Origin of the sequence: Streptomyces sp. ATexAB-D23 (genome assembly GCF_000373645.1) — a bacterium.
GTDB classification, from domain to species: Bacteria; Actinomycetota; Actinomycetes; order Streptomycetales; family Streptomycetaceae; genus Streptomyces; species Streptomyces castrisilvae.
Genome location: NZ_KB892045.1, coordinates 1 through 13,975 on the forward strand (window position 1 = coordinate 1; position 13,975 = coordinate 13,975).

15 protein-coding genes and 1 tRNA gene are annotated in these 13,975 nt (G+C 69.2%); 3 read left to right on the top strand and 13 right to left on the bottom strand.

Annotated elements, in window-relative coordinates:
* Positions 1-29: 29 nt before the first annotated feature.
* Positions 30-1,247 carry an IS256 family transposase gene (locus tag B082_RS0127645; RefSeq protein ID WP_026249656.1) on the bottom strand — a complete coding sequence of 406 codons (1,218 nt, stop codon included), beginning with the start codon at positions 1,245-1,247 and terminating at the stop codon, positions 30-32.
* Between the two features lie 436 nt (positions 1,248-1,683).
* On the opposite strand from B082_RS0127645, the gene B082_RS0127650 reads away from it, so the two are divergent.
* Positions 1,684-1,756 (top strand) — tRNA-Arg (locus B082_RS0127650).
* Between the two features lie 47 nt (positions 1,757-1,803).
* Here B082_RS0127650 and B082_RS36840 read toward each other — a convergent pair.
* The gene (locus B082_RS36840) at positions 1,804-2,565 is read right to left on the bottom strand and encodes a tyrosine-type recombinase/integrase (RefSeq protein WP_078622673.1); all 762 of its coding nucleotides are present in this window, start codon (positions 2,563-2,565) and stop codon (positions 1,804-1,806) included.
* A gap of 829 nt (positions 2,566-3,394) precedes the next feature.
* Here B082_RS36840 and B082_RS40435 point away from each other — a divergent pair.
* Positions 3,395-3,769, top strand: a complete 375-nt coding sequence (locus B082_RS40435) for a hypothetical protein (RefSeq protein WP_199783860.1) — start codon at positions 3,395-3,397, stop codon at positions 3,767-3,769.
* An 85-nt stretch (positions 3,770-3,854) separates the two neighbouring features.
* Positions 3,855-4,940, top strand: a complete 1,086-nt coding sequence (locus B082_RS0127670; protein ID WP_018555046.1) for a phosphotransferase — start codon at positions 3,855-3,857, stop codon at positions 4,938-4,940.
* Here the strand turns inward: B082_RS0127670 and B082_RS0127675 are convergent.
* The 11 genes from B082_RS0127675 to B082_RS0127735 form a co-directional block, all read right to left on the bottom strand.
* Entirely contained in the window at positions 4,937-5,968 is a 1,032-nt protein-coding gene (locus B082_RS0127675; RefSeq protein WP_018555047.1) for a glycosyltransferase, read from the bottom strand. The two genes, B082_RS0127670 and B082_RS0127675, sit on opposite strands and share 4 nt — an antisense overlap.
* 6 nt (positions 5,969-5,974) lie before the next feature.
* The gene (locus B082_RS0127680; RefSeq protein WP_018555048.1) at positions 5,975-6,589 is read right to left on the bottom strand and encodes an AAA family ATPase; all 615 of its coding nucleotides are present in this window, start codon (positions 6,587-6,589) and stop codon (positions 5,975-5,977) included.
* On the bottom strand, positions 6,583-7,497 hold the full coding sequence (locus B082_RS0127685; protein ID WP_202453161.1) for a PIG-L deacetylase family protein: 915 nt from the start codon (positions 7,495-7,497) through the stop codon (positions 6,583-6,585). The genes B082_RS0127680 and B082_RS0127685 overlap by 7 nt, the downstream gene beginning before the upstream one ends.
* Positions 7,494-8,225: a glycosyltransferase gene (locus B082_RS0127690; protein ID WP_018555050.1), complete on the bottom strand. Its 732-nt coding sequence runs from the start codon at positions 8,223-8,225 to the stop codon at positions 7,494-7,496. The genes B082_RS0127685 and B082_RS0127690 overlap by 4 nt, the downstream gene beginning before the upstream one ends.
* A complete protein-coding gene (locus B082_RS0127695) occupies positions 8,225-9,103 on the bottom strand; it encodes a phosphotransferase (protein WP_026250274.1) in 879 nt (292 codons plus the stop codon). The genes B082_RS0127690 and B082_RS0127695 overlap by 1 nt, the downstream gene beginning before the upstream one ends.
* On the bottom strand, positions 9,100-9,987 hold the full coding sequence (locus B082_RS0127700; RefSeq protein ID WP_018555052.1) for a glycosyltransferase family 8 protein: 888 nt from the start codon (positions 9,985-9,987) through the stop codon (positions 9,100-9,102). Before B082_RS0127700 ends, B082_RS0127695 begins: the two co-directional genes overlap by 4 nt.
* A gap of 65 nt (positions 9,988-10,052) precedes the next feature.
* Positions 10,053-10,247 (bottom strand): hypothetical protein, encoded by a 195-nt coding sequence (locus B082_RS0127705; RefSeq protein WP_018555053.1) that lies wholly within the window; start codon positions 10,245-10,247, stop codon positions 10,053-10,055.
* Positions 10,244-10,690 carry a recombinase family protein gene (locus B082_RS0127710; protein WP_018555054.1) on the bottom strand — a complete coding sequence of 149 codons (447 nt, stop codon included), beginning with the start codon at positions 10,688-10,690 and terminating at the stop codon, positions 10,244-10,246. Before B082_RS0127710 ends, B082_RS0127705 begins: the two co-directional genes overlap by 4 nt.
* 194 nt (positions 10,691-10,884) lie before the next feature.
* Positions 10,885-12,087, bottom strand: coding sequence for a helix-turn-helix domain-containing protein (locus tag B082_RS0127715; RefSeq protein WP_018555055.1), 1,203 nt, complete (start codon positions 12,085-12,087; stop codon positions 10,885-10,887).
* Positions 12,088-12,176: 89 nt separating this feature from the next.
* A complete protein-coding gene (locus B082_RS0127720; RefSeq protein WP_018555056.1) occupies positions 12,177-12,830 on the bottom strand; it encodes an HAD family hydrolase in 654 nt (217 codons plus the stop codon).
* Positions 12,831-13,298: 468 nt separating this feature from the next.
* On the bottom strand, positions 13,299-13,975 hold a 677-nt coding region (locus B082_RS0127735), incomplete at its 5' end, for an IS481 family transposase (RefSeq protein WP_018555059.1).

The following is a 13,975-nucleotide window of genomic DNA, read 5'->3' on the forward strand; positions in this document are numbered from 1 at the left end:
GGTCATGTCCCATCTCGTGGTGTAGCTGATCAGTTGGTGCTTTCTGGGAGGGCCTGGGTGTTGTCCGGATAGAGGCTGTCCATGCTCTCGGTGGAAAGGTAGCGGCGGGGGAACGCGATCCACTCGTCGTGGAGTTCGGCGAGGACGGCGGTGGCGAGCCGGGCGACAGCGCCGGTGTTCGGGAAGACCTGGACGACGTCGGAGCGTCGTTTGATCTCCCGGTTCAGCCGTTCGAGTGGGTTGGTCGACTGGATCTTCTTCCAGTGTTGATGGGGAAAGTCCGCGAAGGCGGTCAGGTCCTCCTTCGAGGACAGCAGCATCTCTTTGACCTTGGGGAACTGTGCGCCGAGCATGTCTGCGACGGTGTCGAGGTGGGTCCGGACCGTTTCGGCGGTGGGCTGGGCGAAGAGCGTGCGGATCGTCGCGGCGACCATCTCCGCGGCTCCTTTGGGGATCACGGAGAAGACGTTGCGGACGAAGTGCACCCGGCAGCGTTGCCAGGCGGCGCCGAGCATGACCTTGCGGATGGCCTTGACCAGGCCGCTGTGGCTGTCGGAGATGACCAGGCGGACGCCACTGAGACCGCGGTCGCGCAACGAGCACAGGAACGTGGCCCAGAAGGCTTCGGTCTCGCTGTCGCCGACCATGACGCCCAGGACCTCGCGGCCGCCGTCCTGGGTGACACCGGTGGCGATGACCACGGCCTGGGAGACGATTCGGTGGTCCACCCGGGCTTTGACGCAGGTCGCGTCGAGGTAGACGTAGGGGAAGCGGGTGTGGTCCAGGGGCCGGGTGCGGAACACTTCGAGCTGTTCGTCGAGATCGCCGCAGATCCGGGAGACCTCGCTCTTGGATATGCCGGTGTCCGAGCCGAGCGCCTTGACCAGGTCATCGACGTTGCGGGTGGAGACACCGTGAACGTAAGCCTCCATGATCACAGCGTAGAGGGCCTGGTCGATACGACGCCGGCGCTCGAGCAGGCTGGGGAAAAAGCTCCCGGCCCGCAGTTTCGGGATCGCCAGCTCCAGATCCCCGGCCTGCGTGGTCACCGTCTTGTCCCGGTGCCCGTTGCGGTAGCCGGTCCGGGTGGAGGCATGCTCGTTCCACTCCGCCCCGATCTGCGCGGTGGCCTCGGCCTCGATCAGCTCCTGCAACAGCCGCTCGGCGACTTCGCGCACGAGTTCAAGACCGTCCGCCGAACGTAGTGACTCCAGCAGGCGAAGTAGGTCATGCTGTGACAAGGCCACCGTGTACCCCCTTGGGTCGAACTGCCCGTTCACCAAGGACAGTTACACGGTCGCCGACCTCGTTCTCAGGGAGTACACAGAGGCAGTCGACGCACCCGCCGGCTCACAACGGGCGCACATCCCCCACCAAGATCCGCTACACCACTCCACGGGACACCATCGGTTGGAGGGCCGGGGCGGACGTCCGGAGGGCTACTGCCACCGTCAAGGGGCATGGCACCAACGCACGGCGGCACCGAGCGGCAACGGGGGCGACCGCAGCAACCCCTATCCGCTAGGCTGTCACCGGTCAGTCGACCTTCAGGGTGCCTGCCTGGGAAAGTGTCCCTCCAGACCTCTCCCCGGCATCACCTCAGGGGAGCCTGACCAGGGCGTTTGCCTCAGCCTGCCTAGCATTCCCCACTGGGGTTTCCGGCAACGTTTTCGGCAAGCCCCCGCCTTCGTAGCTCAGGGGATAGAGCACCGCTCTCCTAAAGCGGGTGTCGCAGGTTCGAATCCTGCCGGGGGCACAACGCATTGCCGCTCTGACCTGGGGTTTCTCCTCCAGGGAGGGGTCTTACTCGGCCTCGGACTTCTCGTCCGGGGCCGTTTGCGTGAGCGGTGCGTGAGCGGACGGGGAGTTGACGTCCCCAATCCGGCCCCACGGATCAGCACCATCCGGCACGGACTCGTCACCTTCGCCGAACTGGGCGCCGGCCCCGGACCGCATGCTCTCGGCCGTGGCGCGCGCTCGCGGCACGAGCCGGGCTGCAGCCTCCGCGATCGCCAGGTCCGCCTCGGGGAGCAGGCTCGTGCAGGTGTCCGACGTGATGGTGATCGAGGAGTGGCCGAGCATCTCCTGGATGTCCTTCAGGCCAGCACCTGCAGCGTGAGCCAGGGTGGCTGCACCGTGACGGAGGTCGTGGAGCCGGACCGGCGGAAGGCCGACTTCCTCGTGCAATTCGATGAACCGCCGCGTGACGATGGGTGGAGTAGTTCTCCGTTCTCCCGGTTTCCACCCAAGCGGTCCCCCATTTCTCACGTTCCTCGTCCTGCCGGGCGCGGTACCGACGCAGGACCTCAACCGGTCCGCGACCAGGGCGATGGTGCGCGCACCCGCGTCGGTCTTGGGGTCGTCCTCGTCGACCTCCGAACCGTCGACGACGAGCCGCTCAGCGACGGTGATAAGACCCGCGTCCAGGTGGGTGTCAGTCCACTTCTGCCCACACGCCTCGCCGTGCCGGAGCCCGCGGAACGAGATGAGGTGGAACAGGGCGGACAGGCGGTCGTCCGCCGCGTGGTCGAGGAAGCGGCCAGTGTGTTCCGACGTCCAGACCATGACGGGCGAGGACTTCTCACCGATGCGCTGCCAGTGCAGGACGAGTTCTTCGGTCCATCGGTCCACACGAGGGCCCCGCACCGGACCTCGTGCAAAAACTGCTGCACCGGGTCGAAGCGTCGATCACCGATGTGGACATGGCCGTCGCTCAGGTGACCTCAGGACGGTGAGCACGTGATCCCGAAGATCATCCTTGGCAAGGGTGTCCGCGCCACCCGTTGCCTCGTCGGGTACCCCTACGGGCCAGGCAGCGCCAACGAGCACGCCGACCCTCGTATGCCAGGACGGCCACCTCCCCGCCGCGACCACGACATCCGCGCCGTCCAGCGCGAAGCCCGCAAGATCGAAGCCGACCTCGGCCTGCGCCGTCTCAACTTCAGCGACGGCTCCGCCACCAAACGCCCCACCAGCAAGAAGCACTTCAAGGCAGCGCCAAGACCACCACGACCCGCGAGATCCTGCGCATGCGCGTACGCCGCGCCGTGGAGCTGTCTCTACCGAGACCGAGTTCTTCGCCCTGCTGGAGGCGACCGACCTGAATCTCCGTCCCAAGACCGGACCGTCCGGCGACGGCCTCGGCTACAGCGTCGCCCTGCCCGGCGACCTCAACAAGCGTGGCGATCCTGTGTGGTTATCCGGATCCACGCTCGAGACCTCTCCCTGCCCAAGATCCGCCACCGCCTCACCGACATCCGCCCCGAACCAGTCACCGCCCGGCCGACCGACCCCTGGCACCAGGCCATCGCCGCCACCGATCGCATCCCCGATCACCTCACCCACGGAGACGACTACATCGCTCAGGGCCAGCTCGTCGCCCTCGGCGGAGTCCTTGACGCGCTGCCGCTCGCCGCACCAGCCGCCGCCGAGGAGCGAGCTCGAACGTGTCGCCGCCCTCATCGCTGTGGCCTTCGCGAAGCACTGGCACCGCACCACCAGCACGCCCAGCAGGAGGCAGCAGACGCTGGTCCACCTCCAGACGACGTACGCCCAGGTCGCCGTCCCGGTGCTGGACGACCTCGCCCGCCGCACCCCCGGCGTCGAGACCAAACAGCGCTACGCCCGCCACCTCCAACAGGCCGTCCTCGAACACGCCGACCGCATCCTCCAGGACCCCGCCTGGGACGCCCTCGCCACCACCCTCGCCGACGCGGAAACAGCCGACCACAACCCGGCCACCCTCCTCGACCCAACGTGCTCTCGATAACGCCCGCAACCCAGCGCGTGCGGGGAACATCCAATTCGTTCCCCTCGGGAAACGGGCGCGTCCCACCGAGACAGACCAGTGATCCTTGTGCGTCCGCACGGCCGACTCCCGTATCGTCGCCAGGGTGACCGACGCGAACGTGGCGGACAGGACGCACCTCCCCACAGACGATCTTGCCGAGCTGATCCGGGCATACGACATCGCCGAAGTGCTGGACCGACAACACCTGGCCGATGGCCTCATGAACGTGAACTGGCTGCTGGACACCCGGGCCGGGAGGTTCGCCCTCAAGCTGGTCACGGACGTGCCGCTCGATCGACTGCGTCGCAACCTCGCGGTCCTTCCCGTCCTGGCTTCGTACGGCGTCCCTGTATGTGCCCCGCTCCCCACCGTCCACGGCGATGTGATCGCCGATGTCCGCGGTGGCGTCTACTGCCTCTTTCCATGGTCGGCAGGGGAACACATTCGCGGAACCGACCTGTCGCTGTCGCGGACATACAAGCTCGGCACACACCTCGCGGGACTCCATACGGCACTCGGCCGTGCTGTCGATGAGGCTGGGATGCCCGCAGTGCCGGCCTGGGTCACCGCTGAGGTGACCGAGGCCGGCCGAGCCGTCCAGAAGGCTGGCCGGCTTGCCGGAGCCGTGTCGGCCCGGGGCGCGGGCGACGCTTTCGACCGGGCCGCAGGGACAGCCCTCGAAGAGCGCAGGATCCTCCTCGAAAGGCACGCCCACCTGCGCCCCGAGGGAGACACCCCTGCTGGCCCGCATGGCTGGACACACGGTGACTTCCAATACCGGAACCTCCTCTGGGCGGACGGCGGACTGGTTGCCGTCCTGGACTGGGATCGGCTGGGAGTCCGCCCGTACGCGGAAGAGGTCGTTCGTACGGCGCAGGTGCAGTTCGGGGTGGAGGGCGTGTTCGACCTGGAGCGGGTGGCGGCGTTCGTGGCCGGCTACCGTTCGGTGATCCCGTTGGAACCGGCCGTATTGCTCGACGCCGCGCGACGACTGTGGTGGAAACGGATGACGGACTTCTGGCAGCTCGAGTTCCACTACGACCGGGGCGACCACTCCTGCGACGAGCTGTTCATCGCCGACGAGGCGCTTCTTCACTGGTGGACAGAGCGGCTCGACGCGGTGGAGCGGGCATTCACCGGATCTGCCTAGATCCCCAGCTCCCGGAGCTCGGGCAGGCACGGCCGCGTGAACGTGACCGTCTGACGCCGGGCCCGCGCGCCCAGCGCCTCGTGGTCCGCCTCCCGGATCGCGCGTGCCCACGTCTCGGGGCCGGCCGTGCTCGGGAGGACGATTCCGGCGTCGCCGATGGCTTCGGGGATGCCGCCCCGGTCGGTCCCGATGCTCGGGACACCATGGAGCGCGGCCTCGACGATCACGCGGGGGAATGCGTCTTCCACGGTGGACGGGACCAGTAGCAGGCGGTGGCTGCGGTACAGAAGCCCCATGTCGTACACGCGGGGCACGTACGTCACGTTCGGGTAGGCGGCGAAGTCGGCGGCGGTGTCCCACCAGCCTTCGACCAGGGTGAAGTGCTGTTCCGGCATGGTCCGGAGGAGCGGGTGCAGTAGCTCGGATCCCTTGGCGGGGATGGGGTTGATCATGAGTACGGACGCGGTGCGGGCCTCGCCCGAGCCCTCCCCGGGCAGGGCGAACGGCGGGTACATCACGGCAAGGCGGGTGCCAGGCGTGTGGGGTGCGCGTGCCCGGACGAAATCCGACACAGCGAGGCCGTAGTGGGGTCGGCCGGCGAGGACTCCCAGGCCGGTGGCGGAAACGGAGTGCAGGAGGCCGGCGACGAGCGCGGTCGGTCTGGCCTGCGCGGCGAGCTGCGCCGAGCCTTCCTGCGAGGTGAACACGACATCAGGGCGGAGATCTCCCAGGAGGCTGCCCAGCGCGTGCTCTACGCTGTTCTGCATCAACGCCACGCACTCGACGCCGTTCCACCGGTAGCGCAGGGTGCCGTCCGCCTCGTCGTACGGGACGCGATGCCTGTCGAGGTGGGCGCGCATGTCGGGGAGCTGAGTGGCTCCGTTCCAGGGCGCCTCGTGCGAGCCGAGATAGGTGACGTGCCAGCCGGCGGCGGCGAGTTCTTCGGCGAGGAGCTGTTGGGTGACCTCGGCGCCGCCGAGGAGGAACGGGGGCGGGGTGCGGCGCCAGGCGAACAGGGCGGTGGGCATCTTCCTTCACCTCGCCCAGAAGGTGACGAGGGCTTCCACGGCCTGGGCCACATCGTCCGGCCCCGCGTCGGCGGCCAGGACCGTGAGCTCTCGTGTCACGGGCTGACGGGGCGTGTGGACGAAGTAGTCGCGGGCGTGGCGGAGGAAGCCCGGCTCGTGAAGGAAGTACTCGGACTCGGCGGCGGTGTGGCCGGCGGTCTTGCGGCGGAGGTTGAGCGTCTCCGCCGGTACGTCGAGGTAGAGGGTGTGGTCGGGGCGCAGGAAGGAATGCGTCTTGAGGCGGTCGCGGAGCTGGTGGTGGACGCCGTACCCGAACAGGGCGTCCAGGGCGTACGCGTGGGCGAGGAGGGTGTCCACGGAGCGGTCGAGGATGACGAGCTGCCTGCCGCTCGCGGCGGCCTCGGCGAGGCGGGTCGCCTCGATCTCCATGAACCTCTCGAAGGCGGCGAGTTGGGCAGCCGCCGAGTCGGTCCGGGCCGGAGGGATGTCGTCGCGGTGGGCGATGTGCCTGACGTAGCAGTCCGAGACGAACGCCCGCAAGCCGAGGGAGCTCTGGCGGAGGTGACGTATCGCCGTGGACTTGCCTGCATAGGAGGGTCCCTCCAGAGCGATGATCAGCACGTCGGCTCCTCCATCCGGTAGAAGCGTTCGGCATAGAGGCCGGGCCCGTCGACAAGGTCGGCCGCCGTAGTGAAGGCATGCCGGATCGGCCGGTACATCTTCCGCGCTGGGTGCATCTGCGAGCCGTGCATCCGCAGGACGGTGACCTTGTCCAGGACGACGTCGGTGATGTCCACCAACTCGGGCCGCGTCGTCGCCCCCGTACGTGCACGGAATAGGTGCTGGTCGCAGCCGGCGAGCGCGTACGTCGACCAGAACGCTAGGTCCTCCCAGAACCAGGTGCAGCCGAGGCGAATGGCGGCCTCATGGACGAGGAGGTGGTCGGGGTGGCGGGTGACGGCGGCGGGCGCGAGGAGTTCGGTGCCGGGGTGGGCCGCGGCGATCCGACCGAGCTCCTCTGTGACCCGGTCAAGCACCTGTGGGCCGTAGGGACGGTACGGCGGCTCGGCGTCCTTGTGGCCAAGGATGCGTCGGCGGGCGGCGAACGGCGCGAGAGCGGCCGCACCCTCCCGGTCGCGCAGCTCGGACACGGTGTCGACGTCGGCGTAGGTGACCTCCACGGCGGGGTGCACGCTCCGGGACCGGGTGAAGACGGTGGCCACGGTCAGCGGTCGGGGGCGGGCGAGGAAGGTACCCGAGGCCGAGAGGGCGAAGTCGTCGTGATGGGGTTCGATGGCGAGGACCGGACGGTCGGCGGGGGTGCGCGCCTCGATGTAGTACGGGACGCGGGCGTGGGGTGCGGTCACCTCCAGGACGCGGTGGTCGTGGTTCCGGTGGCGGGCGGCGAGCTGCTGGGTGTGCGTCTGGTGGGCGCGGTGTAGGTCGTCGGGGAAGGTGTAGATGCCGTGCCCGTCCGGCACCGGCAGGTCGACCAGGAACTGGGGCCGCACAGGAGTCTCCTTCGTCATCGCACGGTCGTCTCGTACCAGTGGCGCCACATGCGGGGCGACCGGAGGCGCAGGCGGGCGGTCGCGGGGTTCTGCCACCAGAGCATCCGTAGGCTCGACCACTGGTCGTAGCGGCGGGTCGAAGGGCGCACGCGCAGCTCATCGAGGATGGTCACAGGCCGGTTGGTGGCCTGGCCGTGGGCGGTGAGGCGGGCGAAGAACTCCACGTCCTCGCTCATGAACAGGTCGTCCCGGTACCCACCGATGTGATGGAAGGCGTCGGCGGTGCAGAACTGGTTGACGCCCTGGGCCCCGCCGCGCCGGGTGCGGTAGTGGTCCCAGTACGCGCACAACAGGCGGGCGCCGAGCCGTTCCGGGGTGTAGAGCGGCGGGATGGCGCCGCCGACGGCCCCGGCGTCCATGGCGGCAGCAGCAGCGGTGACCGCCTCCAGAGGCAGAGCCACGTCCGCGTCGGTGAAGAAGAGCCGGCCGCTGCGGGCCGCTGCGGCCCCTGTGTTGCGGACCCGGCCGATGTTGCGGACGGACTCGGTGACGACGCGGACGCCGAAGGAGGCGGCCATGTCGGCGGTGGCGTCGGTGCTGGCGTTGTCGACGACGATCACCTCTCCCGTACGGCCGGTGATCTCCTCCCAGCGGGTGAGTGAGGCGAGGACGGAGGGCAGGTAGCGGGGCAGGTAGGCGGCCTCGTTGAAGGCCGGGATCACTACCGACAGGGCGGGGGTGCTCATCAGCGCGTCCTTTCCGGGCGGCGCGTACGGAAGAAGTGCGGGGTCCGTTGGCCGAGATCGTCCAGGCGACGGGACCACAAGGCACGGTCGTCTCCAGGGGAGGAATACGCCCAGGAGCGCAGGGTGTGGAAGACGACCCAGGCACCCAACAGGTGGTCATCGAGGGCAAGGGGGTAGGCGTCGGTGACCGTGCGGGCCCGGAGAGTCGAGAGGGCGTCGGTCATGACGAGGGTCTGGGCGACGTCGGATTCGCGGCGACTGGCCGCAGCGTCGGTGAAGTCGACCAGGTGGCGGATGGCTCGGGGGCCGGCGATCACGACGTTGTCGCCGTGCAGGTCGCCGTGACACCACACGGGCGCTGTGTGGACGGCGTCGGCGATGGCGGCCAGCGCGGGCGCGATGCGGTTGAGGCTGCTGGGCGAACAGCGGCGGCCCAGTGAGGTGACCTGCTCGTGGAGGGGCCGGCGCGGGGCCCACGGCCGTACGGGGGCCTGGTGCAGGCGGCCGAGCAGGCCGGCCAGGTCTTTCAGAGCTCGCTCGTCGGAGATCCGGCCGGAGTGCATGGCGCTGCCGAGGGTGAGCGGGCCGAGGTCGGTAGTAACAAGGGCGGTCGCCTCGTGGCCTGGAACGTGCCCATATCCGATGAGGGCCGGTACGGGGACGTGGTCGGCCACGGCCCGGATGGCAGCGCTCTCCGTGATCGCGTTGCGGCGTGCGGTCGCCGCGTACAGCTTGATCACGACACCGCGTCCGTCGGCCAGGTCCGCCCGGTACACGACGGTGCGCGTACGTGCGGACAGCTGGCGGGCGGTAAGGGCCGGTACCCCAGTCAGGGCGAGGGCAGCTCGCGAGACAGCGGGCGGTGCCCCCGCGCTCACCGCACACCCGCCGGCTCCACGCCGACGGCACCCAGACGCCGGACGTGACGCATGGCCCTTTCCAGGTGCCGCCGGTATTCGACGACTTCCTCCGTGACGGGGCAGTCGGCCTGCCACGGCTTCTCAGGACCGACGAAGTGCACGAGGGAGGCCGTCGGATCGGGCTTCGGTGACCGCGTGACGACCCGGCGCACCCAGTTCCCGCGTTCCAGGAATCGGCCGACCTCGAACCGGTTGAAACCACCGGCCACCGGGCGCACTCGGCCGGATCGCAGAAGCCACAGGTTGAGGGCGTCCTGGTCGTTGTGGAGGATGTGGCGCCGGCCGTGGATCAGGGCCTGCTCGACGCCTCGGCGGATGCGGGGCAGGTGGTCGGTGTGGGTCCAGAGCACGCCCGCGTTGAAGTAGGGGCGTCCGCGCAGATGAGGCCAGCGCTCGGCGGCTCCTGGCAGCGCCGGGCACTCGCCGACGACCGGGTTGAACTCGTCCCGCACAGCGCCGGTCTCGTCCGACGCGAGGGAGCCGAGCGGCTCGCTCACGTCTCCGCGTACGAGCACGTCGGCGTCCACGTAGATCAGGTAGGGACGGCGGACGAAGCTCGGCGTGAACTCGAACCTCAGATAGGTGGTGACGGTGATGTACGAGGCGTCTGCCATGCGCGAGGAGCGCAGAGGGGCGCATCGACGGAGGCCGAAGGAGCCGAAGCCGGCCCGCTTGGTCAGGTCGGCGAGGAGGAGGGACTGCGAGGGGCTCAGGTCGAGGGTGAGCACCCGTACGGCAGCTTCGCGGCGGGCCGCCGGGGTGAGGCTGTCGGCCAGGCCGGCGAGGGCGGCGAGGCCGGGAACGAGGTACTGCTGGTCGATGCAGAGGCCGAACGCGTACACGGCGACTTCGCCTTTCGGGCGTGGTGCACGGGCGTGACGGAAGGGTCGGCAGCGAGCGCGGTCGCTCACGGTGTGTCCGTGGCTTCGGAGCGGGCGAGGATTTCGAGGCCGTCGGGGTCGTCGGTCTCCCAGTGGGGGCCACCGCCGGTCGGCGGCCGCAGCACCCACACGGTGCCGCCGGCGCGGACGTCGGTGACGATCGCCCGCCGTCCGCCGCCGTCCCGAACGAGGTCGCCGACCCAGGCGCGCTGGGCGCTCACGAAGCGCCCCCCTCGTACGTGTCCGTCTGCGTGAACCAGCCGGAGGCGGCGTTCGCGATGTCGCCGCGACGACGGGCCTGGCTGGGGGTTCGACGGGTCAGGGTGCCGCTCGATGCGTCGGCGAGGAACCCTCCCCGGTCACGGAGGAGAACACCGAGAGCCGCGAACTGGGCGACGTCGGCGGCGACATGCGTCAGGCCGCTGACGACGACACCGCGGATCATTCCGGCGGAGAGGGCGGCCGTGACGCCCTGCCAGCCCGGCCGCTCCATGAGCGGCAGTGACGGGGCGGGATCGGACCAGACGCCGGCGACGTGCCAGTGCCGGGCGTCGGCGTAGTAGCGGCCACGCTCCTCGCTCTCACCGAGGGCGGCGGAGGTGGTGGCGCATGAGTAGACGGCGACGGGTACGTGCCCGAGGCCGCTGGGCGGGTTGGTCGGCATACCCACAAGGCTGCTGGGCTGCGGAGTTGGGGCCCAGGCACGGACCGTCGCAGTGGAAAGCCTCCGTATCCGGTCGGACCGTCACGCCGCGTGGCAGCGGAAGCCGGGGCGCCCGAACGTGTGCCACGCCCCGTGGCAGTCGCGCTGATGGCGGGCCCGTACCTACTACGGGCCGTGGTACTTCGGCTCGTAGGTCAACGCACGCCGAGAGGTACGCCCGCGGAGCTCGCCAGTCCTCGCAGCCGGTTGACGGAGACCCCGGCGAGTCGACTGATGATGACGCCGGGAAGCATCTGGTGACGCACCCATCCTGGGGCCATCGCGCAGACGTCCTGGAGGGTGTCGGCTGCGGCCTCCCACCGTCGGCATTCGACCTGGGTGAGCGCTACGTCCAGGCCGTAGCGGGCCCGAGTGGCCAGGGGCACCGTATCGTCCAGGCGAACGGTGTCCATGAGCCGCAACGCTCCAGCCGTATCGCCGAAGGCCACGGCGATACGCATGGCCTGCGTTGCGGCGTACATCGGTCCGTACGGCTGGGCGTGCGCACCACGGGCATGCTCGTCCCGGATTCGGGCGGCGACGGCGTGCGCCTGGGAGAGGTACTCGCGGGCGTTGTCCGAATTCGCACCGCCCCGGGACGCGGCAACAGCGGCGTTCGTGACGAGCTGCCCGTACACGCTCAGCCGGTCCGGGTCGTGCTCGCTCATCTTGGGCTCGATCCGGTCGGCTTGTGCTGCGGCAAGGAGGAATCCCTGCTTGGTCCGGCCGTCGCGGAGGTTGACCCACGCGGTGGTGGCGGCAAGGTGCGCGTCACGGAGATCATCTCCTCCCTGCACGGCGATCTGGCGTCCGTACGTCAGCGCCGCATACGCCAGATCTCGCGATCCGAGCACGTTGGCGGCCATACCCGCTGTCTGGAAGGTGTCGATCAAGACGCCGGTGGCGGCCTCCCGCTCATCGAGACTGGCCATGTCGAACCTGGCTCGCGCCTCGGGTAGGAGCCGCCCAAGGAGCGTGCCGAGTTCGGTGTACCGGCCTCCCCAGTACGCGGCGTCCGCGCGACGGACGACGGCGCGGAGCTCGTCGACGGTGCCCGGCTCGACTACGGCGGGGATGCCGATGGCCGCATCGTGGGTGGCTGCGGAGACCCGGCGTAACGCGGCCCGCTCGTCGCGGTCCATGGACCGCCGTGGCGCCTGCTGGCCGAGGAGCACGGCGATGTCCGTGCCGAGCGCGTCGGCGATCGACAGCAGGGAGGGCAGCGAAGCCGTTCCACCGCGTTCGAGCTTGCGGACCACGCCAACGGACACGCCGGCCGCCTCCGCCAACTGCTCCTGTGTCATGCCGCCGCGCAGCGCCTTCAAGCGCTCAGAAGTGGTGTACTCCGACCATTGCATACTTCAGAACCTCCGCGTGATGGGCCCCACACGGACAGTACTGGCTGTAGCGGCGGCGCCGACAGCCTTTGATCAGACCGCAGTTGGGTTCACGCAGCGAGCACGGCTGTGACACCGAGGAGGGCCTCCAGCTCTGCCACGGCCTCATCCTCGTCCGTGACGTGGACCGTGGCGATGCCCAGATCGGCGGCCGGCGGAAGGTTCACCGCGTGATCGTCCACGAATACGCACCGCTCAGCAGGTAGTCCGATCCGCTCCAGGGCGAGTTCGTAGATCGCCGGATCGGGCTTCGCCACGCCGACCAGCTCGGAGACGACGTGCACGTCGAACAGGTCCCAGATGCCGACGTGTTCGTACGGGTTGAACGGGTCGAGGCCGAAGCTGTTGGACAGCAGGGCAAGCCGGTGGCCGGAGGCACGCGCGGCACGCGCGAGCGCGACCATCCGCCGGGCCACGGGCACCCCGGCCCAGGCTCGCCCCATCAGGTTCACCGGATCCACGTGCGCGCCCAACAGCGCGGCCGTGCCCTCGTTCCACTCGGCCTGCCCGATCTCCCCGGTCTCCAGAGCCGCGTACAGACGCCGGCCCTCAGGATGATCATTGAGAGTGCTGCGCCACGCGCCCGGAACCAGCCCTTCCGACACGCACCAGGCGCGATGGACATCGATGGGGCTGGCGGTAAGCACCCCAGCGAAGTCGAGGATCAGGCCGCGCCTGTCGGCGACATCAGTCCTGTGCGGCATCCGGTGATCGTTCCTTCCCTGATGGGTTCCCTCAACGACGCTACCGCGCACTGACCACGCGACCGAGCGAAGCCTCCCTCACCGATGCGCGTGAGCAGCTGGCGTGCTGCTCTGGAGGAACACCTGGACTGAGGGACGCTCGATCGCAGCCAGGGGCCGTTCATCCGCGATCATGTCGTACCGCACCAACACATCGAGCGCCTGCTGAGCGAAGGCGTCCGCGACAAGGTCTCTACCCGAGCGCGGTGTGGCCGTTGGTGACTCCAACGAAGTCCGGGTGGCGGGTATCACCGGCGTGCGGGACCCCAACGAGATGGAAATCCTTCGAGTCTTCAGTCGGCAAGACGAGGTCTGGGACGCGAATGACGTCGGGTACAGCGCTCGGATGTCTGGGGCGTGACGATGTCGCAGTCGATGCAGGTCCATTGCCGTGCCGGAACAGCTAAGGTCTGTCCGGCGGATCAGGCCCTAGCTGTATTGCCCTGTGAGGTTGGGGACGCGGCTGGCGGGTGGTTGGCCCTTGAGCGCGGTGTGTCCGCGGTGGTGATTGTAGGTGTGCAGCCAGCTGGGGAAGGCGTCGCGTCGTTCCTGCTCTGAGTGGTAGGGGCGGGCGTAGGCCCATTCGTCGAGGAGGGTGCGGTTGAGGCGTTCGACTTTGCCGTTGGTCTGTGGCCGGTAGGGCCGGGTTCGCTTGTGGGTGATCCCGGCCGCTGCCAGGAGGTCGCGCCAGGCGTGTGACTTGTAGCAGGAGCCGTTGTCGGTCAGGACCCGTTCGACGGTGATCCCGTGGGCCGCGTAGAACGTCTGGGCGCGGGTCCAGAACGCGGTGGCGGTCTCCTTCTTCTCGTCCGTGTGGATCTCGCTGTAGGCGAGGCGGGAGTGGTCGTCGACGGCGGTGTGGATGTAGCTGTAGCCGGCGTTCGAGCGGGTCTTGCGGCCTGCTTGCNGGCCGAGGGCCTTGTGGCCGCCGCCGTCGGGGATGTTGCCGAGTTTCTTGATGTCGACGTGGACGAGTTCGCCGGGCCGGTCGCGTTCGTAGCGGCGTATGACACGGCCGGTGGCCCGGTCCAGGTGGGTGAGGCGGGCCAGGCGGTAGCGGGTCAGGACGCGGTGGACGGTGGAGGGCACCAGCCCGAGCAGGTGCG